The organism is Pseudomonas sp. 1 (genome assembly GCF_056626735.1).
The window spans coordinates 643,342-665,017 of sequence record NZ_JBWXMQ010000001.1 but is presented as its reverse complement, the minus strand read 5'-3'; the positions used below and the strand labels follow the sequence as shown (position 1 = coordinate 665,017).

Annotated in this window: 21 protein-coding genes; 7 read left to right on the top strand and 14 right to left on the bottom strand. The window is 60.9% G+C overall.

The features are described from left to right. Nucleotides 1-83: 83 nt before the first annotated feature. Nucleotides 84-572 (top strand): Bkd operon transcriptional regulator BkdR, encoded by a 489-nt coding sequence (bkdR, locus tag AC1MDC_RS02985; protein WP_085698143.1) that lies wholly within the window; start codon nt 84-86, stop codon nt 570-572. A gap of 56 nt (nt 573-628) precedes the next feature. On the opposite strand, the gene AC1MDC_RS02980 is transcribed toward bkdR, so the two are convergent. Then, nucleotides 629-1,492 carry an MBL fold metallo-hydrolase gene (locus AC1MDC_RS02980; RefSeq protein ID WP_480392479.1) on the bottom strand — a complete coding sequence of 288 codons (864 nt, stop codon included), beginning with the start codon at nt 1,490-1,492 and terminating at the stop codon, nt 629-631. Between the two features lie 99 nt (nt 1,493-1,591). Here AC1MDC_RS02980 and AC1MDC_RS02975 point away from each other — a divergent pair, with 99 nt between their 5' ends. The 3 genes from AC1MDC_RS02975 to AC1MDC_RS02965 are packed head-to-tail and all read left to right on the top strand — an operon-like array spanning nt 1,592 to nt 4,023. Then, a complete protein-coding gene (locus AC1MDC_RS02975; protein ID WP_007952897.1) occupies nt 1,592-1,930 on the top strand; it encodes an ArsR/SmtB family transcription factor in 339 nt (112 codons plus the stop codon). A gap of 38 nt (nt 1,931-1,968) precedes the next feature. Next, nucleotides 1,969-3,213, top strand: coding sequence for an NAD(P)/FAD-dependent oxidoreductase (locus AC1MDC_RS02970; RefSeq protein WP_480392478.1), 1,245 nt, complete (start codon nt 1,969-1,971; stop codon nt 3,211-3,213). 9 nt (nt 3,214-3,222) lie between these two features. Further along, nucleotides 3,223-4,023: a sulfite exporter TauE/SafE family protein gene (locus AC1MDC_RS02965; RefSeq protein WP_085705063.1), complete on the top strand. Its 801-nt coding sequence runs from the start codon at nt 3,223-3,225 to the stop codon at nt 4,021-4,023. A gap of 48 nt (nt 4,024-4,071) precedes the next feature. On the opposite strand, the gene AC1MDC_RS02960 is transcribed toward AC1MDC_RS02965, so the two are convergent. The 7 genes from AC1MDC_RS02960 to AC1MDC_RS02930 form a co-directional block, all read right to left on the bottom strand. Continuing rightward, the gene (locus AC1MDC_RS02960) at nt 4,072-5,352 is read right to left on the bottom strand and encodes a TRAP transporter large permease (protein WP_085687555.1); all 1,281 of its coding nucleotides are present in this window, start codon (nt 5,350-5,352) and stop codon (nt 4,072-4,074) included. Beyond that, entirely contained in the window at nt 5,352-5,879 is a 528-nt protein-coding gene (locus tag AC1MDC_RS02955) for a TRAP transporter small permease (RefSeq protein ID WP_085698147.1), read from the bottom strand. The genes AC1MDC_RS02960 and AC1MDC_RS02955 overlap by 1 nt, the downstream gene beginning before the upstream one ends. 79 nt (nt 5,880-5,958) lie before the next feature. Beyond that, nucleotides 5,959-6,930 carry a TRAP transporter substrate-binding protein gene (locus tag AC1MDC_RS02950; protein WP_085705061.1) on the bottom strand — a complete coding sequence of 324 codons (972 nt, stop codon included), beginning with the start codon at nt 6,928-6,930 and terminating at the stop codon, nt 5,959-5,961. Nucleotides 6,931-6,989: 59 nt separating this feature from the next. Then, on the bottom strand, nt 6,990-7,883 hold the full coding sequence (locus AC1MDC_RS02945) for an SMP-30/gluconolactonase/LRE family protein (protein WP_480392477.1): 894 nt from the start codon (nt 7,881-7,883) through the stop codon (nt 6,990-6,992). 41 nt (nt 7,884-7,924) lie between these two features. After that, nucleotides 7,925-8,749 carry an NAD-dependent epimerase/dehydratase family protein gene (locus AC1MDC_RS02940; protein WP_480392476.1) on the bottom strand — a complete coding sequence of 275 codons (825 nt, stop codon included), beginning with the start codon at nt 8,747-8,749 and terminating at the stop codon, nt 7,925-7,927. A gap of 149 nt (nt 8,750-8,898) precedes the next feature. Further along, entirely contained in the window at nt 8,899-10,194 is a 1,296-nt protein-coding gene (locus tag AC1MDC_RS02935) for an OprD family porin (protein ID WP_480392475.1), read from the bottom strand. A 172-nt stretch (nt 10,195-10,366) separates the two neighbouring features. After that, on the bottom strand, nt 10,367-11,317 hold the full coding sequence (locus AC1MDC_RS02930; RefSeq protein ID WP_085705053.1) for a polysaccharide deacetylase family protein: 951 nt from the start codon (nt 11,315-11,317) through the stop codon (nt 10,367-10,369). A 200-nt stretch (nt 11,318-11,517) separates the two neighbouring features. Here AC1MDC_RS02930 and AC1MDC_RS02925 point away from each other — a divergent pair, with 200 nt between their 5' ends. Both AC1MDC_RS02925 and AC1MDC_RS02920 read left to right on the top strand, forming a co-directional pair. Continuing rightward, on the top strand, nt 11,518-13,173 hold the full coding sequence (locus AC1MDC_RS02925; protein WP_480392474.1) for an MFS transporter: 1,656 nt from the start codon (nt 11,518-11,520) through the stop codon (nt 13,171-13,173). Further along, a complete protein-coding gene (locus AC1MDC_RS02920) occupies nt 13,170-14,312 on the top strand; it encodes an HlyD family secretion protein (RefSeq protein WP_085698153.1) in 1,143 nt (380 codons plus the stop codon). Before AC1MDC_RS02925 ends, AC1MDC_RS02920 begins: the two co-directional genes overlap by 4 nt. Nucleotides 14,313-14,314: 2 nt before the next feature. Here the strand turns inward: AC1MDC_RS02920 and copD are convergent, their stop codons facing one another. The 3 genes from copD to AC1MDC_RS02905 are packed head-to-tail and all read right to left on the bottom strand — an operon-like array spanning nt 14,315 to nt 16,020. Continuing rightward, the gene (gene copD / locus AC1MDC_RS02915) at nt 14,315-15,172 is read right to left on the bottom strand and encodes a copper homeostasis membrane protein CopD (protein WP_480392473.1); all 858 of its coding nucleotides are present in this window, start codon (nt 15,170-15,172) and stop codon (nt 14,315-14,317) included. 3 nt (nt 15,173-15,175) lie between these two features. After that, nucleotides 15,176-15,538, bottom strand: a complete 363-nt coding sequence (gene copC, locus AC1MDC_RS02910; RefSeq protein WP_085698155.1) for a copper homeostasis periplasmic binding protein CopC — start codon at nt 15,536-15,538, stop codon at nt 15,176-15,178. Between the two features lie 47 nt (nt 15,539-15,585). Beyond that, on the bottom strand, nt 15,586-16,020 hold the full coding sequence (locus tag AC1MDC_RS02905) for an acetyltransferase (protein ID WP_480392472.1): 435 nt from the start codon (nt 16,018-16,020) through the stop codon (nt 15,586-15,588). 147 nt (nt 16,021-16,167) lie between these two features. On the opposite strand from AC1MDC_RS02905, the gene AC1MDC_RS02900 reads away from it, so the two are divergent. Next, nucleotides 16,168-16,788 carry a TetR/AcrR family transcriptional regulator gene (locus AC1MDC_RS02900; RefSeq protein ID WP_007952885.1) on the top strand — a complete coding sequence of 207 codons (621 nt, stop codon included), beginning with the start codon at nt 16,168-16,170 and terminating at the stop codon, nt 16,786-16,788. Nucleotides 16,789-16,916: 128 nt separating this feature from the next. On the opposite strand, the gene preA is transcribed toward AC1MDC_RS02900, so the two are convergent. The 3 genes from preA to hydA all read right to left on the bottom strand — a co-directional run bounded on the left by preA (nt 16,917) and on the right by hydA (nt 21,183). Next, complete coding sequence (gene preA, locus AC1MDC_RS02895) at nt 16,917-18,191, bottom strand: NAD-dependent dihydropyrimidine dehydrogenase subunit PreA (protein WP_085698157.1); 1,275 nt, start codon at nt 18,189-18,191, stop codon at nt 16,917-16,919. After that, on the bottom strand, nt 18,192-19,559 hold the full coding sequence (locus tag AC1MDC_RS02890; RefSeq protein ID WP_480392471.1) for an NAD(P)-dependent oxidoreductase: 1,368 nt from the start codon (nt 19,557-19,559) through the stop codon (nt 18,192-18,194). A gap of 184 nt (nt 19,560-19,743) precedes the next feature. Beyond that, nucleotides 19,744-21,183: a dihydropyrimidinase gene (gene hydA, locus AC1MDC_RS02885; protein WP_480392470.1), complete on the bottom strand. Its 1,440-nt coding sequence runs from the start codon at nt 21,181-21,183 to the stop codon at nt 19,744-19,746. Nucleotides 21,184-21,676: the final 493 nt, after the last annotated feature.

Here is a 21,676-nt window from a genome sequence, read left to right as displayed (position 1 = left end):
ATATTTCTCTCTGTTTCGTTGCGCTGGCGATCATTTGCAGATAGAAATTCTGCATAAACATAAAAAACAGGTGGTTTTGTCTCATGCGCAAACTGGACCGTACCGACATCGGCATTCTCAACAGCCTTCAAGAGAACGCGCGCATCACCAACGCCGACCTCGCCCGTTCGGTCAATCTGTCGCCAACGCCGTGCTTCAACCGGGTCAAGGCGATGGAGGAACTGGGGCTGATCCGCGAGCAGGTGACGCTGCTCGACGCCGACCTGCTGGGGCTGCACGTCAACGTGTTCATCCACGTCAGCCTCGAGAAGCAGGTAGAGGAAGCGCTGCAGCATTTCGAGGAAGCGATTTCCGACCGGCCGGAAGTCATGGAGTGCTACCTGATGGCCGGCGACCCGGACTATCTGATCCGGGTGCTGGTGCCGACCATTCAGGCGCTTGAACGCTTCATGATGGACTTTCTGACCAAAGTCCCTGGTGTGGCGAATATCCGCTCAAGCTTTGCGCTCAAGCAGGTGCGTTACAAGACGGCTTTGCCGTTGCCGGCGAATGGCTTGACGCTCGGGGTTTGAAGATCATTCCCAGGCTCTGCGTGGGGGTGCCGCCTCGGGCGCTCCCGATCAATTGATTACAGTTTGTTGATCGGAATCTTCAGATACACCACGCCGTTATCTTCTGCCGCTGGAAAATTGCCCGCCCGCACATTGACCTGAATCGCCGGCAGCAACAGCGTCGGCATGCCCAACCCGGCATCGCGTTTGGTGCGCATCTCCACAAATGCGGCTTCGTCGACGCCGTCATGCACATGGATATTGCTTTTACGCTGCTCAGCCACGGTGGTCTGGCATTGCGAGGCGCGACCTTGCGGCGGGTAGTCGTGGCAGACGTAGAGCTTCACGCTGGCGGGGAAGGCCAGCAGCTTGTGAATCGAATTGAACAGTTGATGGGCGTTGCCACCCGGGAAGTCGCAGCGGGCGGTGCCGACGTCGGGCATGAACAGCGTGTCGCCGACCAGGATCTGCTCGCCGTCGATCAGGTAGGCCATGTCCGCCGGAGTATGGCCGGGAACATGCAGGGCGGTGGCCTTGAGGTTGCCGATCCGGAACGACTCGTTGGGTGCGAACAGGTGATCGAACTGCGAGCCGTCGACGCGAAATTCCGGCTCCAGGTTGAACAGCGCCTTGAACACGTTCTGCACTTTGCTGATCGATTCGCCAATTGCGATTTTCCCGCCCAGTTCCCGGCGCAGGTACGGAGCGGCGGACAAGTGATCGGCGTGGGCATGGGTTTCCAGCAGCCACTGCACTTGCAGGTGATGGGCGCGAACGAAGGCGATGATCCTGTCGGCCTGAGCCGTACAGGTGCGACCGGCGGCGCCGTCGTAATCGAGCACCGGATCGACGATTGCGCACTGCCCGCCGTCGGCCTCGTAGACCACGTAGCTGTAGGTCGAAGAGGCGGGGTCGAGGAAAGCTTCAATCAGCGCGGGCATGAACACGGTCCTGTGCAGGAAGGTGGGAAGTCAGGGTTGCAACACTTTATGTAAACACATAATGTCCGCAGCTTAAGTGACGTTGAAGGCATCCTGCAAATGCAATCCAGTCTGACCGAATGTGAAGTCGCCCAACTGCGCGCCTCGGCCTCCAAGGCCTGTTCGCTGCTCAAGGCATTGGCCAACGAGGATCGGCTGTTGATCCTGTGCCAGTTGACCCAGGGCGAGCGCAACGTTGGCGAGCTGGAGAAAATGACCGGCGTGCGTCAGCCGACCCTGTCCCAGCAACTGGGCATCCTGCGCGATGAAGGGCTGGTCGCGACCCGTCGTGAAGGCAAGTACATTTTTTACGGTCTCGCCAGTCACGAAGTGATCCAGGTGATGAAAACCCTGTCCGGACTCTACTGCGGAGCCGTGCTCAAAAGCTGGGCGCAATAGACCCGGCTATCCTTGCGTGCAGCCATAAGGAACAAACAATGAACGATCAACACTGGGGCCCAACCATCAGTGCGGACATCGTGGTCATCGGCGGCGGCACTGCCGGCATCGGTTTTGTCGCAAGCCTGCTCAAGCGCGATCCCGGCCTGAAAATCACGGTGATCGAGCCGAGTACCCAGCATTACTACCAGCCGGCCTGGACGCTGGTCGGCGGCGGCGCCTATGACGCCAAAGACACCGCCCGACCGATGAACAGGGTGATGCCGCGCCAGGCCACTTGGATTCAGGCGGCGGTGACCGGCATCGATCCTGATCAGCGCCGCCTCACCCTCAACGATCAACGCACTGTCACCTATCAGAACCTGATCGTCTGCCCCGGCCTGCGCCTGGCATGGGAGAAGATCGAAGGCTTGCAGGAAAGCCTCGGCCAGCACGGCGTCACGTCCAACTACAGCTATCAGCACGCGCAATACACCTGGGATCAGGTGCAGAAGCTGCGCGGCGGCAAAGCCCTGTTCACCCAGCCGCCGATCCCGATCAAATGCGCCGGCGCGCCGCAAAAGGCGCTTTACCTGTCCTGCGATCACTGGCTCAAGCGCAATGTGCTGGGCAAGGTCGACGTCGAGTTCAATCTTGCCGGCGCCGCGCTGTTCGGCGTCCCGACCTTCGTGCCGCCGCTGATGAAGTACATCGAAAAATACAACGCGCGGCTGGCGTTCAATTCCAATCTGGTAAAAGTCGACGGCCCAGCGAAAACCGCCTGGTTCGAGGTCAAGGACGCGGACGGCAACGTCACCCGTCAGGCGAAAACATTCGATCTGCTGCACGTCGTCCCGCCGCAGGTTTCGCCGGATTTCGTCGCCCAGAGCCCGTTGGCCGACGCTGCCGGATGGTGCGAGGTCAACCCGCACACACTGCAACACCCGCGCTATCCCGAAGTGTTTGCCCTGGGCGATATCTGCGGCACCACCAATGCGAAAACTGCGGCGGCAGTGCGCAAGCAGGTCGTGGTGGTGGCGCAAAACCTGTTGGCCCTGCGCAAGGCACTGGCGCTGCCGCTGAAGTACGACGGCTACGGCTCCTGCCCGCTGACGGTGGAGAAGGGCAAGGTGATCCTCGCCGAGTTTGGCTACGCCGGAAAACTGCTGCCGACCTTTCCCCTCGATCCGACGGTGCCACGCCGTTCCGCGTGGTGGCTGAAGGCGACGCTGCTGCCATGGTTCTACTGGAACGGCATGCTCAAGGGGCGCGAATGGCTGACGAGTCTGTCCAGGGTCGACTGAGAACACTCTATGTTGCTGGCAAGTCTGTTTGGCGTGGTGATGGGGTTGATCCTCGGTCTGACCGGAGCCGGTGGCGGGATTCTCGCCGTGCCGGCGCTGGTGCTGGGTCTTGGCTGGACGATGACGCAGGCAGCGCCGGTGGCGTTGTTCGCGGTGGGCAGCGCGGCGGCGGTCGGCGCGATTGATGGGTTGCGTCATGGTCTGGTGCGTTATCGCGCGGCGCTGCTGATTGCGGCGCTTGGCGCGGTGTTTTCGCCGGTGGGCATCTACTTCGCCCATCAGTTGCCGGAAAAGGTTCTGATGATCCTGTTCAGCCTGCTGATGGTGATGGTGGCGTGGCGCATGCTGCGCCGCGAACGCCAGCAGGAGGGGCCGAGCGACCATGGTCACGCCAGTTGGGGCCAGAAAAACTGCATGCTCAATGAGCAGACCGGCCGTTTCGACTGGACCGCCAAATGCACCGCAACCCTTGCGGTACTGGGCGCGGTCACTGGTGTGGTGTCCGGGTTGCTGGGGGTTGGCGGCGGGTTTCTGATCGTGCCGGCGTTCAAGCAACTGACGGATGTGCAGATGCGCGGCATCGTCGCCACTTCACTGATGGTCATCAGCCTGATTTCTGCCATCGGCGTGGTCGGCGCGTTTCATGCCGGGGTGCGGATCGATCATCTGGGCGCATCGTTTATCGTCGCCAGCATCGTCGGCATGATTGTCGGCCGCAAACTCTGCGCGCGGGTGCCGGCAAGGACGTTGCAGGTGGGGTTCGCCAGCGTGTGTCTGGTGGTCGCCGCTTACATGTTGCTGCGTGCGTGAGACAAAACCTGTGGCGAGGGAACGAACGCCCTCGCCACAGCAATCGCGTTACAACACCAGGTGCGGTAACCACAGCGACAGCGCCGGAACGTAGGTCACCAGCATCAGCACCAGGAACAGCACGGCGTAGAACGGCAGCAGCGCCTTCACCGTGCTTTCGATACTGACCTTGCCCACCGCCGAACCCACGAACAGCACCGCTCCCACGGGCGGCGTTATCAGGCCGATACCGAGGTTGACCAGCATGATCATGCCGAACTGCACCGGGTCGACGCCGATACCGAGAATCACCGGCATCAGGATCGGTGTGAGGATCAGAATCAGCGGTGCCATGTCCATCACGGTGCCGAGCAACAGCAGCATGACGTTGATGCACATCAGGATCACGTAGCGGTTATCGGACAGGGTCAGGAACAGCGTGGTGATCTTCGCCGGGATCTGCATCAGGGTCATGATGTAGCCGAAACTGGCGGCGAAACCGATCAGAATCATCACGATGGAAATGGTGCGTACCGTGCGGTGCATCAGTTTCGGCAGTTCACTCCATTTGTAGTCGCGGTAGATGAACATGGTGACGAAAAACGACCACAGCACGGCAATGGCCGCCGACTCGGTGGCCGTGAAGATCCCCGACAGAATCCCGCCGAGAATGATCACCATCGCCATCAGGCCCCACAACGCTTCGCCGCAGATTTTCAGGGCTTCGCGCAGCGGGATCACTTCGCCCTTGGGGTATTCGCGTTTGCGCGCAAAAATCAGGCACAACACCATCAGGCACGCGCTCATCAGCAGGCCCGGCACCACGCCGGCCATGAACAGCGAAGCAATGGAAACGGTGCCGCCGGCGGCCAGCGAGTAGAGCACCGAGTTGTGACTGGGCGGGGTCAGCAGAGCCTGTACCGAACCGCTGACGGTGACCGCTGTAGAGAATTCCCGAGGGTAGCCTTTGCGCTCCATTTCCGGGATCAGCACCGAACCCACCGATGCGGTGTCGGCCACCGACGAACCGGAAATCGCGCCGAAAAAGGTTGACGCCATGATGTTGACCAGCGACAGGCCACCACGCACGAAACCCACCAGGACCCCGGCAAACGCCACCAGCCGCCGCGACATGCCGCCCTCGGCCATGATCGCTCCGGCGAGCACGAAGAACGGAATCGCCAGCAGCGAGAATTTGTTCACCCCGCCCGCCACCTGAATCATCAAGGCCTGGAACGGAATGTCGATCCACCAAGCGCCGATCAGCGCCGACAACCCGAGCGCGTAGGCAACCGGCATGCCGATCAGGATCAGTGCGATAAAACTGCCCAGCAGAATCAATGCGTCCATCAGGCAGCCCCTTCGTTTTCTTCAACCAGGTCGAATCGCACCACGCGGCGGTTGCTTTGATCGCCGAGCAACAGTTTTTCCAGTACGAAAATCAGCGTCAGCGCACCGCCAATCGGGATCGGCATGTAGGTGATGCCGACCCGCAATGTCGGCAGGGCGCTCATGAACTGGTTCCAGGTCGACAGGCACAGCTTGGTACCCCAGATCGTCATGAACAGGCAGATGGTGCCCATGAGCACTTGTGAAACGATGCTCATGGTTCGGCGCATATTCGGTTGCAGGCGGTCGGTGACCATCGCCACCGCCATGTGTGCGCCGGCGCGGTAGCTGGCGGCCGCGCCGATGAACGTGAAGACCATCATCAGCAGGATGGCGGCAGGCTCCGGCCAGCTCGAGCCGGTGCCGAGCACGTAACGGGCGAACACGCCCCAGGGGATGATCAGAGCAATGGTCAGCACCGACAGACCGGCGACCCAGATGCAGGCCATGTAGATCCGGTCATTGATGCGCAGCAGCAAATTCTTCATCGGGTTCCACCGTAACCGGGCACGCGCGGACATCAGGCGACGTCAGCGCTGCCGGGCCTTTTGCAGAGGGCTGGGAGGGTTACTGAACAGCTTCGATGCGCTTGATCAGGTCGGCGTAGGGCGCGCCGTATTTCTCGCGGATCGAGGCGGTGGCCTCGTAGAAGGGTTTCTTGTCGACAGTGATGAACTCGACGCCGGCCGCCTTGAGTTTTTCCTCACTGCTGACGGATTTGGCGTCCCACAGCGTGCGCTCCTGAGCCTGCGCAGCCTTGGCGGCTTTCTTCACCAGCGTCTGCTGATCCGGGGTGAGTCTGTCCCAGGTGATTTTTGACATCACGATGGGCTCGGGCAGGATCAGGTGCCCGGTCAGGCTGTAAAACTTGGCGTTCTGGTAGTGGTTGTGTTCGAGCAGGGTGGGTGGATTGTTTTCCGCGCCATCGATGACGCCGGTCTGCAGGGCACTGAAGATTTCGCCGGTGTCCATGGCGATCCCGTTGCCACCCATGGCATTGATGGTTTCGATGAACATCGGATTGCCCTGCACGCGGATTTTCATGCCCTTGAGGTCTGCCAGGCTGCGCACCGGTTTCTTGGTGTAGATGTTGCGCGTGCCGCCGTCCATCCACGCCAGGGCGACGAGGTTGAATTCCGATTGAGTGATCTTGTCGAGGATCTCGTCACCGATTTCACCGTCGATGATCTTGCGCATGTGCGCCTGGTCACGGAACACGAACGGCATATTGAACACGTTTACGTCCGGTACCACCGGGCCGACGATGCCGAGGCTGACGCGGGCCATCTGGATGGCACCGACCTGGGCCTGTTCGACCACTTCCTTTTCCGAGCCGAGTACGCCGCCAGGGAACATCTTGAAGGTCAGCTTGCCGTCACTTTCGGCGACCAGGGTCTTGCCCAATTGTTCTTCGGCGACCACGGTCGGATAACCGGCGGGGTGGATGTCGGCGAATTTGATTTCCAGTGCCTGGGCCGCGCTGCCGAAGGTGAGCGCGAGGGGGAGGGCGGCGGCGAGCAACGTGCGTTTGAAGTCCATGAGGGGTTCTCCAGTCTTGTTGTTTTTGTGTTCAAGGCACAGCGATGCAGCGAGGGCGGTTACAGCAGGTCATCGAAGATTGGCTCCGGCAAGCCTTTGACGCCGGGGTTGAGGGCGAACACCCCGCCGGCCAGGGAGTGTGGATCCTGGTCGTCGCCGGGGCGGATCGAGGTCACGAACAAGGTATCCATCCGGCTTCCGCCAAAGGCGCACATGGTGGGTTTTTTCACCGGCACCTGCAGCGAGCGGTCGAGGCGACCTTCGGGGGTGAACCGGTGGATCAGGCCGACGTCGTTGGCGCAGATCCAGTAACAACCCTCGGCATCCACGGCTGCGCCGTCAGGGCGGCCGTAATAATGATGCATGTCCACGAACACCCGTCGATTGGAGGGGGTGCCTGTCTCGGTGTCGTAATCGAAAGCCCAGATCAGTTGCACGCTCGGGTGCGAATCCGACAGGTACAGGGTTTTGCCATCCGGGCTGAAGCCCAGACCGTTGGGCACGATGAAGCCATCAAGTTGCGCCTTGATCGAGCTCGTCTGCCCGGCAGCGTAGCGATAGAGCCGGCCCTCGGGCAGATTCAGGCCCATGTTCAGCACCATGCTGCCGGCCCAGAACCGGCCCTGCCGGTCGCAGCGGCCGTCGTTCAGGCGCATGTCCTGGCGGCAGTGCTCGACCGGAGCGAGCAGGTCGCTGTCGAGGCTGCCATCGCTGTGCGGCTGCAAGTGGAAGAACCCGCTCTCCATGCCGGCCACCCAGCCGCCCCTGCTGTGTCGCGCGATGCAGGCGAGCATTTCGGGAGCCTTCCAGGCGTGGACGTGGCCCGTGTCGGCGCTCCAGCGTTGCAGTCCACCGTTGGGGATATCGACCCAGTAGAGCGCATTTTCCTGCGGCACCCACACCGGGCTTTCACCCACCGCGTTGCGGGCGTCGACGATCATTTCGGCTTGCATACTCATTCCCTTGGTTTTATTCGAGACGTCAATCGCGCCGGTCAGTCGCCAAACGGGCCGGCCGCAACGAAGGCTCCGCCCTGATAGATCCGCGCCGGGTCATCGTTGGCGGGCATCGGCTGCGCCTCGACTTTTTCGCGAAACACTTCAGACGTGTCTTTGGCCGCGAAACCGAGGTGGCTGGCGAAGCGGTTGTCCCACCACACCTCCTTGTTGTCGGACATGCCATAGACCACGGTGTGGCCGACGTCGGGGGTGTACAGCGAACGTTCGAGCAATTGGGTGAGGTCATCGAAGCTCAGCCAGGTGTGCATCATTCGGCGGTTCTGCGGTTTGGGAAACGACGAGCCGATGCGGATGCTGACGGTTTCGATGCCATAGCGATCGAAGTAGAAACTGGCCATGTCTTCGCCGTAGGACTTGGACAGACCGTAATAGCCGTCGGGACGGCGAGCAGAGCTGGCGTCGAGGCGCTCATCCTGTTTGTAGAAGCCGATGACATGGTTGGAGCTGGCGAAGATCACCCGTTTGACGCCGTGGCGGCGTGCCGCTTCATAGAGGTGGAACACGCCACAGATATTGGCACCGAGGATTTCTTCGAAGGGGCGCTCCACTGAAACGCCACCGAAATGCAGGATCGCATCCACGCCTTCGACCAGTTGATGCACGGCGGTTTTGTCGGCGAGGTCGCAGAGCACGATTTCTTCCCGGTCATCGATGGCCGGGGCGAGGGCGGCGATGTCCGACAGGCGCAGCACGTTGGCATACGGGCGCAGGCGTTCACGCAAGACTTTGCCCAGGCCACCGGCGGCGCCGGTCAGCAGCAGGCGATTGAACGGAGTTGGGGCGGTGGAGGTGGGCGTCATGGCAATCCCTTACGCGTTGTTATTAGGGTTGTTGTAGGTTGTCGTATGACTGCGCTGAAGTATCGGTAGGGTTTCCGGAACTTGTCAACGCGACTTTCGGTGTAAGTGACAGAAGGCGAATGCACCCTCCGTTCACGCCATGCCGCTATTTACAACAACGAAATCGGGTAACTGATGAAGATCCGGTTCTCATCGAATTCATTGGTGCTGAAGTCCCGGCGAATCGTCGCGTTGCGCCATTTGACGTTGAGATTCTTCAGCGGACCGCTCTGAACGGTGTAGGCCAGTTCCGACTCGCGACCCCATTCCTTGCCATCGGTGATGGTGCCGGTGTGCACGTTGTCACCGCTGATGTAGCGGTTCATCAACGTCAGCCCGGGGACGCCGAGAACAACGAAGTTGTAGTCGTGGCGAATCTGCCAGGAGCGCTCCTTCGCGTTGTCGTAACTGGCGTTGTAGCTGTCGTTGGCCAGAGTGCCGCCACTGGTGCCGTTGACGCGCATCCAGGCATCGTCGCCACTGAGCTTTTGCAGGCCTATGTAGAACGTGTTGCCGCCGTACCTGGCCGAAAGCAGGGCGAACGCGGTTTTGTTGTCGAGATCGCCGGCCTGAGCGCTGCCGTCTTCCTTGCCGGTGAAAAAGCCGAGGTTGGCGCCCAGTGTCCAGTCGCCCAGGGGCTGGCTGTGGCTGAGGTTGAAATACTGCTGCTGGTAGATGTCGCTGAGTTCGGCGTACCACACACCGACAAGCGTGCGTTTGTCGTTGAAGGTGTATTCGCCGCCGCCGAAGTTGAAGCGGTCGGAGGTAAATGCGCCTCGGCCGTTCATCGACATGTCTTCCATGCTTGCATCGTTGCGCGGACTGTTGCCGCGGAACTGGCCGCCGTAAAGGGTCAAGCCATTGATTTCGGTAGACGTGACCTGGCCACCGCGAAAGGTCTGCGGCAGGGAGCGGCCATCGTCCGAGCGCAGGATGGGCAGCACCGGCATCCATTCACCGACCTTCAATTCGGTCTTCGACACTTTGGCCTTGAGCGCCACGCCCAGGCGCCCGAAATTGTCCGCCGGGCGGCCATCATCGTGGATCGGCAATAACTGCGTACCGCCGGTACCTTTGCCGCCATCGAGTTTCTGCGAGTACAGCCCCAGTACATCCAGGCCAAAGCCGACAGTGCCCTGCGTGAAGCCGGATTTGGCGTCGAGAATGAAGTTCTGTGTCCACTCTTCAGCCTTGCCTTGCGGATAGTTCGGGTTGACGAAATTGCGATTGAAGTAGGCGTTACGCAGGTTCAGCGTGGCTTTGCTGTCTTCGATGAAGCCCTCGGCATCGGCGCTCATCGGCAAGATGAGGGCCAGACCGCTGCAGCCGATCAAACTCAGGGTGGAACGCGGGCGGGGGACAGAAAAACGGGACGTGCGGACGTAATTGCGGACGAGTGTGCTCACTGTGACGCTCCCTGTTTCGTTTGTTGTTTTTATTATTTGTTATACGTCGTCGTACAACATGGTTGCGGATATTTGCGAGGTTTTCCGGAAATGTCAACAGGGCGTTGTACGATGACTTTGCGTGAGCGGGCAGCCCTCCAAACGCTGTGAAGAGGGCTGCTTTCGACCGTTTTTACTGGTTGTAGAGCGCTTCAGTGTTATCGATCAGTGGGTTTTTTTCGGTCAGTACGATTTGCGCGATCTGATCCTTGCGCATGAAACTCACCTTCGGATGCGATTGGGCGTACCGGATAAAACGCTCCATGGCCTCAACCATCGCCGGCGTGCCGCCAATCCGGTCGTGCAGACTCACCGACATCATCCGCCGCTTGCTCGCGCCTTCGGCGTAGAGGCGATCGAATTCCAGTACCAATTGCTGGTAGAACTGCTCGGCGGAGAAGTGCCGACCTTCGACCAGCACGATGTCGTTGTTGCGCAGGGTGTACGGCACCACGGCGAATTTGCGCCCGCGTACCATCGTCACGAACGGCTCGTCACGGCTGACATCGTCGATGTGATAGGTGAAGTTCAGGTCCTGCAACACCTTCAGCGTATTGGGGCTGCGCCGTAGCCAGTTGGCGTTGTAGCCGACCGAGCGCTGGCCGGTGATTTTTTCCACCGCCGCGACACCGTCGCCGATGAATTGTTTTTCCTGGGCGTAATTCATGTTGTACGAATCGGCCCAGCGCATGCCGTGGGCCGCCAGCTCATGACCGCGCTCGGCGATCGCCTTGGCCAGTTCCGGGTGCTTGAGCGCCGCTTCGCCGACCACGTGGGAAGTGACTTTGATACCGGTGCGATCCCACAGATCGAGCATGCGCCACAGGCCTTCCTTGTAGCCGTAATCGAACCAGGTCTGCGCCGGCAGATCCGGGTAGCCTTTTGGCAGCGGTGTGCCGGAGAACGGACTTTCAGCGCCTTCGGGCTGGCCGCCGGTTTCGAATTGCATCGACACCGAAATCACCAGTTGAGAGCCATCCGGCCATGGGCGTTCCTGAGCGAAGGCGAGGGCGGGCAGTAACAGCGCGGCGGCCAGCAGGTTTTTCAGCAGACGGGGGGAGCGTTGCGAGCGGGGAGTGGTCATATCGGGCACCTTGCAGGTTGAGAAGTGCTGCAAGGTTGGCATCCGCTACGCTTGGGAAAAATCGGCTGCGGGCGAGATGTCTTTTAAACAGAATTTACGAATCCACCCAAAATCCCTTTGTGGCAGCGAGCCCCCACAGTGGATAGGTGTTTGGCCAGGATTTGCGGCACACTTAAGCGACTACCAGACAAGGCCTTTCAATGGATCAATACGCCCCGCGCAACTGGCAGCCGCACGAGAAGCCCAGTCTGCCTGGTTCCCCTTCGACGCCGCTGCACTCCAACCCCAAGCGCCTGGCCTATGCGCTGGTCGGGTTGCTGGTGGCATTGACCGGCGGGTTGGGCAATTCGCTGGTGGTCGCCAACCTGCCTTATCTGCAAGGCGCGCTCGGGGCGACCACGGCGGAGATGGCCTGGCTGCCGGCGGCGTATGTGATGACCAACGTATCGATGAACCTGCTGCTGGTGAAGTTTCGCCAGCAGTTCGGTTTGCGGGCGTTCACCGAGGTGTTTCTGGTGCTGTACGCGCTGGTGACCTTCGGCCATCTGTTCGTCAATGACCTGAATTCGGCGGTCGCTGTGCGTGCGGCCCACGGCATGGTCGGTGCGGCGCTCAGTTCGCTGGGCCTGTATTACATGGTGCAGGCGTTCCCGGCCAAATGGCGGATGAAGGCGCTGGTGCTGGGGCTTGGCACTTCGCAACTGGCTTTGCCGCTGGCACGACTGTTTTCCGAGGATCTGTTGCAGATCGCCGAATGGCGTGGTCTGTACCTGTTCGAATTGGGCATGGCGCTGCTGTCGCTGGGTTGCGTGTTGATGCTCAAGCTGCCGCCGGGTGACCGGTTCAAGACCTTCGAGCCTCTCGATTTCCTCACCTTCGCGATCCTTGCCAGTGGCGTGGCGCTGCTGTGTGCCGTGTTGTCCCTGGGCAGGATCGACTGGTGGCTGGAAGCCGACTGGATCGGCATCGCCCTGGCCGCTTCAATTGTCCTGATTCTCGCGGGGCTGGCGATCGAACATAACCGCAGCAACCCGATGTTGATGACCCGCTGGCTCGGCAGTGGGGTGATGATCCGCCTGGCGCTGGCGGTGATCCTGATTCGCATGGTTATCTCGGAGCAGTCCACCGGCGCCGTGGGCTTCATGCAAAACCTGAACATGAGCAGCCAGCAGCTTCATAGCCTGTACGTGGTGATGCTGATCGGCAGCGTCGCGGGGCTGTTGACCAGCGCGCTGACCATCGACCCGAAACACCTGCTGATGCCGCTGATCGTCTCGCTGGCGTTGATGGCCACCGGCTCGATCATGGACAGCTCATCGAACAACCTGACCCGCCCCGGCAACCTGTATTTCAGCCAGTTCCTGCTGGCGTTCGGCAGTACGTTCTTCCTCGGCCCGACCATGGTGCTGGGTACGCGCAACGTGCTGACCAATCCGCGCAACCTCGTGAGTTTTTCGGTGTTGTTCGGGATCTGCAACAACCTCGGTGGCCTGATCGGCGCAGCGTTACTGGGGACGTTCCAGGTCGTGCGCGAGAAATTTCATTCCAGCCACATCGTCGAGCAACTGGTGATGTCCGACCCGCGCGTCGCCGCCCGGGTTCAGAGCGGCGGTTCGGCGGTCGGCTCCGTGATTGCCGACCCAAGCCTGCGCAACCTGCAAGGCATTCGCAGCCTGGCCAACGCGGCCACCCGCGAAGCCAACGTGCTGGCCTATAACGATGTGTTCATGCTGATCGCGGTGATCGCGATCCTGACCATGATCTGGATTTCCATCCGTGCGCTGTGGCTGATCAGCACCACCCGAGCCGTCGCCCCGACATCTTCCGTACCTTCCAGCGGTGCCACTTCTTCATGACCGAACCGACTACCACGACCACCAATGCCATCGCCGCCACCCCTGAAGGCGTGGCGCCACCGTCATCACCGAACACCGAGCCGCGCTCGTTGCGGGTGCGGATCATCTCATCGCTGGGCTTTGCGGCGATTGCCATCGTCGGTGTGTTGATCGTGCTGTATGCCTGGCAGTTGCCGCCGTTCAGCAGCGCGGTCGAGACCACCGAAAACGCCCTGGTGCGCGGGCAGGTGACGATCATCGGGCCGCAGCTCAGTGGTTACGTGTTCGAGGTGCCGGTGCAGGACTTCCAGTTTGTGAAGGCGGGCGATTTGCTGGTGCGCCTCGATGACCGGATCTATCAGCAGCGTCTGGATCAGTCGCTGGCGCAGCTGGCGGTGCAAAAGGCCTCGCTGGCCAACGTGGTGCAGCAGCGCAACAGCGCCGAAGCCACGATCAAGCTGCGGCAGGCGGTGGTGGCCGATAGCGAGGCGCAGCTGCGTAAAAGCGAGGCGGATCTGCGGCGCAACAAGGCGTTGGTCAATGACGGCTCCGTGTCCAGGCGCGAGATGGACGTGGCGCTGGCCGCCAACGCGCAGAGCATTGCGGCGCTGGCGCAGGCCAAGGCCAATCTGGAAATCGCCCGGCAGGATCTGCAAACGGTGATCGTCAATCGCGGCTCTCTGGAAGCGGCGGTGGCCAGTGCCGAAGCGGCGGTGCAACTGGCGCGGATCGACTTGTCCAACACGCGGATCATCGCTCCGCGTGACGGTCAGCTCGGGCAGATTGGCGTGCGTCTGGGCGCTTACGTCAACTCCGGGGCGCAGTTGATGGCGCTGGTGCCGGATCAAAAATGGGTGATCGCCAACATGAAGGAAACCCAGATGGATAACGTGCGGGTCGGGCAACCGGTGAGCTTCACCGTCGATGCGCTGAACCACCGTAAATTCACCGGTCACGTGCAGCACATCTCGCCGGGCACCGGTTCCGAATTCGCGTTGTTGCAGGCCGATAACGCCACCGGCAACTTCGTGAAAATCGCCCAGCGGGTGCCGGTGCGCATCACCATCGATCCGGATCAGCAGGAGAGCGAACGCTTGCGGCCGGGGATGTCGGTGGTGGTCAGCATTGACACGGCGGCGGGCGACACCCAGAAACACTGACCTCAGGCGGCGATCATCGGCGGCAGGGTGCCAAGCACCGAAACCGCCGCCACGGCGCCGATCCCCAGCAGCCATTCGAGCATGACGCTGCGCTTGAGGGTGTCGATCCGCTGTTCGCAATCACGGATGCGCAAGCGATTGAACAGCGCCAGCCCCAGCATCCCGAGCACCAGCAAGGCTTTGATCAGCAGGATCAGGGCAAATCCCGAGAACAGCGGCGTCGGCCACCACTGGCCGGTGAGGACGCGCACATTGATCAAACCGGTGATCAGCAGACCGGCAACCAAGACGTAGCCGACCCCGCTGAAGCGCTGCAAGACGTAGCGCACCGTTTCGCCGGACTGGCGCAGGATCATCACCAGCATCAACAGCCCGCCGAGCCAGGCACCGACGCAGGTCAGGTGAATCACTTGATTGAGGATCAACATCTGGCCGCTGAAACCGTCGAGCATCGCCCCGTGTCCGACGGGTGCCAGCGTCATCAGCAGCAGCGCACTCAGGCCCAGCGGCAACGGCCGGTTCGAACGCCACGGCGTAAACAGCACTGCCAGCAGCAAGGCATTGACCAACAGATGCCAGCGCCAGACCTGGCCGAAAAATGTATGACCGAGGACCAGCTCGACAGTGGCCGGATCAAACGCCGCAGCCGCCGAACCGGCCATGCTGGCGGTAATCAGCAACGCCCAGACAACGCCGCTAACCAGCGCGATCGCCACCAGCCAACGAGCCATCCGCGCCAGATGCCGGTCCAGTGCCGGTGCTTCACCCTTGAGCAGAAGCGGCCTGAACAGCCAGGCCCCGAACAGCATCAACACCACGATGAAATGCAGGAACCGGCACAGCACCAGCGCTTCACTCATGAATTACTGGCCAACCTTGAACTGATAGGCGCCTTCGCTCTTGTGCGTGTCGACCGACACCGCGTGCCATTCGACCTTGTATTCGCCCGCGGTCAGCGGTGCTTCGGGGGTGACGATCAGGGTTTTCTTGTCGCCTTCGGTGGTCAGCGGTTTGACCGCCACCGGCTTGCCGTCGTGGGTCACGGTGACTTTGGTGAAGCTGGCTTCGACGCCTTCGGAAAACACCAGACGCAGATCCGCCGGTGCCGCGACGGTGCTGTCGGCGGCCGGGGTCTGACTTTTCAGATGGGCGTGGGCGAAAGCCTGAGAAGTGACAATCAGCGAAGCCAGCAGCGCGCCAGCGGTGAACAGGTTTTTCATCGACATGGAAAGATTCCCTTCAGTGAAATGGCGGGCTGAGTATAGGACGTGGATCACAGGGCTTTCAGGCGCATGTGAATGACCGGAAACGGCCGGCCTTCGCCGTCGAGTGCCGAGCGGCCGATGTCTTCGAAGCCGTAGTGCCGGTAGAAGCCGTGGGCCTGCGGGTTCTGTTCATTGACGTCGACCTTCAGCAGCGGGCGGCGGACATGGTCGAGCAAGCGCCGGCCGATCCCCTGGCCACGCTGAGCCGGGTCGATGAACAGCATCTGCACGGTGTCGTCATCGGTGGCGATGAAGCCTGCCGGGGAGTGGTCGGGGTTCTCGAAGACCCAGACATCCAGTGCAGGCAGGTAGGCGTCACGGACCAGCGGGAACAGCCGGTGAATGTCGTCTTCCGGAAGAAAATCGTGGGTGGCGCGGACGGAACGTTCCCACAGGTCGGCAAGTTGCTGATCGTCCGCGGCAATACGTTTGCGAATGGTCATGGACAAGATCCTTCAGTGTCTGACAGGGAGAAGGGGGGCGATCCTAAACCAGAAAAAAGCCCAAGTGTGTGAAGAATCGTTCTCGGCTGTCGCCCCTTGCCCAGAGCGGATGCTAGTCTTCAACAACGTTGTCTTCAGGGAGCCCTCATGGGCAATCACAAGATCGAAATCCGCCGCACCAACGTCGACAAGATTCTGCTGGCAGCGGAAAAAGTCTTCGCCGAAAAAGGTTTCGGTGGCACCGCCATGGCGGACATCGCTGCTGAAGTACAGCTGCCGCGATCCAACCTGCATTACTACTTTTCAACCAAGAGCGAGTTGTACAGCGCCGTGCTGTTCGACCTGCTGGAAGTGTGGAAGCAGGACGCGCTGTGCTTCGAGATGTTCGACGATCCGCGCGTGGTGCTCAGCAGCTACATCCGCGCCAAGATGAACCACTCGCGCAGCCGGCCCTACGGCTCGAAAGTCTGGGCCAACGAAATCATTCACGGCGCCCCGACCCTTGGCGAGGCGCTGGATGTGAGCCTGTATGACTGGGCAAAGATGAAAGAGGCGAAGATCCGGCAGTGGGTCGAGGACAAGCGGATTCTGCCGGTCGAGCCGTCGAGCCTGCTGTACATGATCTGGGCTTCGACCCAGCACTATGCCGACTTCGATCATCAGGTGAATATTCTGAATGAGCACCAGCCGTTGTCGGACATGCAGTTCGAGCGGGCGGTGCAGACGGTGACCAGCGTGATTTTGCGGGGGATCGGGTTGGAGCCGTAACTGATCGTTCCCACGCTCTGCGTGGGAATGCCTCAAGGGACGCTCCGCGTTCCAGTGGGACGCAGAGCGTCCCGGGCTGCATTCCCACGCGGAGCGTGGGAACGATCTTCCAGCGTGGGAACGATCATTCAAGGGCTGACGTGATACGGGTTCCTCGGATCATGATTCCAGTCCAGAAACGGTTTGCCCGTCTCCATCGGCACCATCTCGATGCAGTTCGCCACCGGGCAGGTGATCTGGCACAGATTGCACCCCACACACTCATCATCGATGACTTCATATTTATGCGTGCCATCGGCCTGTTTCAGGCTGCTGATCGCCTGATGTGACGTGTCTTCGCAGGCGATGTGGCAACGCCCGCAACCGATGCACGCCTCCTGGTCGATCTTCGCGATGACCTGATAGTTGATGTCCAGGTACTTCCAATCAGTCGTGTTGCCCACCGCACGCCCGGAAAACTCGGCGATGCTGGCGTAACCCTGACTGTCCATCCACCGCGACAAGCCATCCTTCATTTCATCGACAATCCGGAAACCATGCAGCATCGCCGCCGTGCACACCTGCACCGCGCCGCTGCCCAAGGCGATGAACTCCGCTGCATCACGCCAGCTGCCAATGCCGCCGATGCCGCAGATCGGCAAGCCCTGGGTCTGCGGATCACGGGCGATTTCCGCGACCATGTTCAGCGCGATCGGTTTGACCGCCGAGCCGCAATAACCGCCGTGGGTGCTTTTGCTGCCGACGGTGGGCAGGGCGACCATGTGTTCCAGATCGACGCTGGTAATCGAGTTGATGGTGTTGATCAACGACACCGCATCGGCGCCGCCCCGGTGCGCAGCGCGGGCGGCGACGCGGATGTCGGTGATGTTCGGTGTGAGTTTGACGATCACCGGCAGCGAGCAATAGGTCTTGCACCAGCGCGTGACTTGCTCGACGTACTCCGGCACCTGACCGACCGCCGCGCCCATGCCGCGTTCGGGCATGCCATGGGGGCAACCGAAATTCAACTCGATGCCATCGGCGCCGGTGGCTTCCACCAGCGGCAGGATGTGTTTCCACGACTCTTCGACGCACGGCACCATCAGCGACACGATCAGCGCGCGATCCGGCCAGTCCTTCTTCACCTGGGTGATTTCCCGCAGGTTGATTTCCAGCGAGCGGTCGGTGATCAGTTCGATGTTGTTGATACCCAGCACTTCGCGGTTGTTGCCGTAATGCGCCGAGTAGCGCGACGACACGTTGACTGCCGCCGGGTCTTCACCCAGGGTTTTCCAGACCACGCCGCCCCAGCCCGCCTCGAAGGCGCGCACCACGTTGTAGGCCTTGTCGGTCGGCGGTGCGGAGGCCAGCCAGAACGGGTTGGGGGCTTTGATTCCGGCGAAGACAATCGAAAGATCGGCCATTTACGCAGCCTCCACGTTGAGCATCAGTTGAGCGTTGATCGCCTCGGCGGCGCGCTTGCCGTGTTGCACCGCTTGCACGGTCAGGTCCTGATCGAGGCTGGTGCAGTCGCCGCCGGCGTACACACCTGGAATGCTGGTGCGCAGGTTTTCATCGACCTGAATCCGTTCTCCCTGACGTTTCAGCTCACGGGCCAGCGGGTCGGCGAGGGCGCTGCCGTCGAAGGCCTGACCGATGGCTTTGAAGATGGCATCGGCGGCCAGTTCGAAAGTCTCGCCGGTGGTTTGCAGGCGACCTTCCACCAGATGCGTGCGGGCGAAGCGCATGCCGCGCACCTTGCCTTGAGCATCGAGCAGCACTTCGTCCGGTTGCGCCCAGGTCAGCAACCGCACCTGATTGGCCTTGGCGATGTCCTGCTCATGGCCGGTGGCGCCCATGTCCGCCGCGCCACGGCGATAGACCAGATTGACGTCGCGCGCACCGAGACGGGCCATTTGCACGGCCATGTCGATGGCGGTGTTGCCGGCGCCGAGGACAATGCAGTGTTCGGCCAGCGGCAGTTGCGACAGGTCATCGGCCTGGCGCAGCTCGCGGATGTAGTCGGTGGCGGCGAGCAGGCCGGGGGCGTCTTCGTGGGCGAGGCCGAGTTGTTTGCTCGCATTGAGGCCAAGGCCGAGGAACACCGCGTCGAACTGTTGGTGCAGTTCGCTCAAGGTCAGGTTTTCACCGAGTTTCTGGCCATGGCGGATTTCGATGCCGCCGATTTGCAGGAGGAAATCCAGCTCCTTCTGCGCGTAGTCGTCGACCAGTTTGTACTTGGCGATCCCGTATTCGTTGAGGCCGCCGGCCTTCTCCCTGGCTTCGAAAATCACCACGTCATGCCCGTGCATGGCGCTGCGATGCGCGCAGGACAAACCCGCCGGGCCGGCACCGACAACGGCGATGCGTTTGCCGGTGGCGGCGGCGCGCTTGAACGGGTGCTCGGTGAAATGCGCGTTGTCCACGGCGTAACGTTGCAGCAGGCCGATCAGCACCGGTGCGCATTCGTGGGCGTTGTTGCGCACGCAGGCTTGCTGGCAGAGGATTTCGGTCGGGCAGACCCGGGCGCAACTGCCGCCGAGGATGTTTGCCGAGAGGATTTTCTGCGCCGCACCCTGCACGTTGTCCTGATGGATATTGCGGATGAACGACGGGATGTCGATCTCGCTCGGGCATGCATTCACGCACGGTGCGTCGTAGCAATACAGGCAGCGCGAGGCTTCCAGATGCGCCTGACGGTCGTTGAGCGGCGGCGCCAGATCGCTGAAATGGCCGGCGAGGGCGGCCGCACTTTCGTGCGGGTGCGGGAGATGGTTCAGGGTCTCGATCACGGTTTTTGCCTCACGGTTATTTGAGGTTTCTGCCTCTGTCGGGCAGTGGTTTTTTGTGTTGTGTTTGATCGTTCCCACGCTCCGCGTGGGAATGCAGCCCGTGACGCTCCGCGTCACTGGACGCAGAGCTTCCCTTGAGGCATTCCCACGCAGAGCGTGGGAACGATCATCGGCAATCAGGGAATCAGCGCTTGACGGCCACAGGCCTATGCAACTCAGCCCGCTTGCTCAGCAAATCAAACACCGCCGGATACGCCGGACGCTCGATATACCGGCCCGCCCCGCGCTCGGCGCGCAGGTCGCCATCGGCCCAGACTACTTTCCCCTGGCTGACGGTATGGCTCGGCACGCCTGTTACGGTCTTGCCTTCGAAGATGTTGAAGTCCACCTGCTGATGGTGGGTCTTGGCGGAGATGGTGCGGGTGCCTTGCGGATCCCACAGCACCAGGTCGGCATCGGCGCCGACGCGGATCGCGCCTTTGCGCGGGTAGAGGTTGAAGATCTTGGCGGTATGGGTTGAGGTGAGGGCGACGAAGTCCTGCATCGACAACCGCCCGGTGTTCACCCCTTCATCCCACAACACCGCCATGCGGTCTTCGATGCCGGCGGTACCGTTGGGGATCTTGCTGAAATCGTCGCGGCCGGCGGCTTTCTGCTCGGCGCAGAAACAGCAATGGTCGGTGGCGGTGGTGTGCAGATTGCCGCTCTGCAAACCGTGCCAAAGCGCATCCTGATGCCCGCGCGGGCGGAACGGCGGGCTCATCACGTAGCCGGCGGCGGTCTGCCAGTCCGGATGCTGGTAGACGCTGTCGTCCAGCAGCAGGTGCCCGGCCAGCACCTCACCGTAGACCGGTTGACCCTTGCTGCGGGCATAGGTGATTTCGTCGAGGGCTTCTTTGGTCGAGACATGCACCAGGTACAGCGGCGTGCCGATGGTTTCAGCAATTCGGATCGCGCGGCTCGCGGCTTCGCCTTCGACCTGCGACGGACGTGACAGTGGGTGCGCTTCCGGACCGGTGATGCCCTGGGCCATCAACTTGCGTTGCAGGTGATAGACCAGCTCGCCGTTTTCCGCATGCACGGTCGGCACCGCGCCGAGTTCCAGACAACGCTCGAAGCTCGCCACCAGCGTGTCGTCGGCGGCCATGATCGCGTTTTTGTAGGCCATGAAATGCTTGAAGCTGTTGATCCCGTGATGGCTGACCAGCTCGGCCATTTCTTCACGCACCTGCTCGCTCCACCAAGTGATCGCGACGTGGAAGCCGTAGTCGGACGCGGATTTTTCCGCCCAGCCACGCCACTGGTGAAACGCTTCGAGCAGCGATTGCTGCGGATTGGGAATCACGAAATCGATGATCGAGGTGGTGCCACCGGCCAGTCCTGCGGCAGTGCCGCTGTAGAAGTCTTCGCTGGCCACGGTGCCCATGAACGGGAGTTGCATGTGGGTGTGCGGATCGATGCCGCCGGGCATCAGGAATTGACCGCTGCCATCGAGCACTTCGGCGCCGGCGGGAATATCCAGGTTTTCACCAATGGCTTTGATCACGCCGTCAGCGCAATAGACATCGGCGCGGTAACTTTCATCATGGGTAACAACGGTGGCGCCACGGATCAACAGAGACATTCCGAGTTCCTCGCAGGCATGACCGACTTGTGCCGGTTCTAGATGTTTTATTGTTTGCAGCGTGAAATGCGTAATCTTGTCAGCGCTGTCAGGAATAGACGCTAGTCGCAGTTCTGCAATTGATCAAGATTATTTTTTATAAGCTTATGTATGTTTTAACTTGCTGAAAAATAACGATAAAAATGAAAAATCACCAAAATGGTGAGGCGCTTCACCATTTTGACGCACTTGACAGGTTGGAAATATGAGCAAGATTTCCTATGTGAAATCAGCCGCTTGAAGTTGAGCTGCGGGTGATGCGTTCTGAAGAAAAATATTGCAGTGCACCAGATTGAGTCCTGACAGTTCGGACAACTTGCCTGGCATTTGGCCTGAGTGTTCAGTCAAGTTTTCGCGGCCTCACCCGGTGAATAATTAAAACTGTTAAACATCAGTAAGTTGCAGGAAATAGAAAGCACGGCCCTGGCGCCAGGCGGTTCCCCCGGCACGTTTA

Coding starts and splice junctions, on each gene's coding strand:
- bkdR (WP_085698143.1), top strand. CDS start 84: ATGCGCAAACTGGACCGTACCGACATCGGCATTCTCAACAGCCTTCAA.
- AC1MDC_RS02980 (WP_480392479.1), bottom strand. CDS start 1,492: ATGCCCGCGCTGATTGAAGCTTTCCTCGACCCCGCCTCTTCGACCTAC.
- AC1MDC_RS02975 (WP_007952897.1), top strand. CDS start 1,592: ATGCAATCCAGTCTGACCGAATGTGAAGTCGCCCAACTGCGCGCCTCG.
- AC1MDC_RS02970 (WP_480392478.1), top strand. CDS start 1,969: ATGAACGATCAACACTGGGGCCCAACCATCAGTGCGGACATCGTGGTC.
- AC1MDC_RS02965 (WP_085705063.1), top strand. CDS start 3,223: ATGTTGCTGGCAAGTCTGTTTGGCGTGGTGATGGGGTTGATCCTCGGT.
- AC1MDC_RS02960 (WP_085687555.1), bottom strand. CDS start 5,352: ATGGACGCATTGATTCTGCTGGGCAGTTTTATCGCACTGATCCTGATC.
- AC1MDC_RS02955 (WP_085698147.1), bottom strand. CDS start 5,879: ATGAAGAATTTGCTGCTGCGCATCAATGACCGGATCTACATGGCCTGC.
- AC1MDC_RS02950 (WP_085705061.1), bottom strand. CDS start 6,930: ATGGACTTCAAACGCACGTTGCTCGCCGCCGCCCTCCCCCTCGCGCTC.
- AC1MDC_RS02945 (WP_480392477.1), bottom strand. CDS start 7,883: ATGCAAGCCGAAATGATCGTCGACGCCCGCAACGCGGTGGGTGAAAGC.
- AC1MDC_RS02940 (WP_480392476.1), bottom strand. CDS start 8,749: ATGACGCCCACCTCCACCGCCCCAACTCCGTTCAATCGCCTGCTGCTG.
- AC1MDC_RS02930 (WP_085705053.1), bottom strand. CDS start 11,317: ATGACCACTCCCCGCTCGCAACGCTCCCCCCGTCTGCTGAAAAACCTG.
- AC1MDC_RS02925 (WP_480392474.1), top strand. CDS start 11,518: ATGGATCAATACGCCCCGCGCAACTGGCAGCCGCACGAGAAGCCCAGT.
- AC1MDC_RS02920 (WP_085698153.1), top strand. CDS start 13,170: ATGACCGAACCGACTACCACGACCACCAATGCCATCGCCGCCACCCCT.
- copD (WP_480392473.1), bottom strand. CDS start 15,172: ATGAGTGAAGCGCTGGTGCTGTGCCGGTTCCTGCATTTCATCGTGGTG.
- copC (WP_085698155.1), bottom strand. CDS start 15,538: ATGTCGATGAAAAACCTGTTCACCGCTGGCGCGCTGCTGGCTTCGCTG.
- AC1MDC_RS02905 (WP_480392472.1), bottom strand. CDS start 16,020: ATGACCATTCGCAAACGTATTGCCGCGGACGATCAGCAACTTGCCGAC.
- AC1MDC_RS02900 (WP_007952885.1), top strand. CDS start 16,168: ATGGGCAATCACAAGATCGAAATCCGCCGCACCAACGTCGACAAGATT.
- preA (WP_085698157.1), bottom strand. CDS start 18,191: ATGGCCGATCTTTCGATTGTCTTCGCCGGAATCAAAGCCCCCAACCCG.
- hydA (WP_480392470.1), bottom strand. CDS start 21,183: ATGTCTCTGTTGATCCGTGGCGCCACCGTTGTTACCCATGATGAAAGT.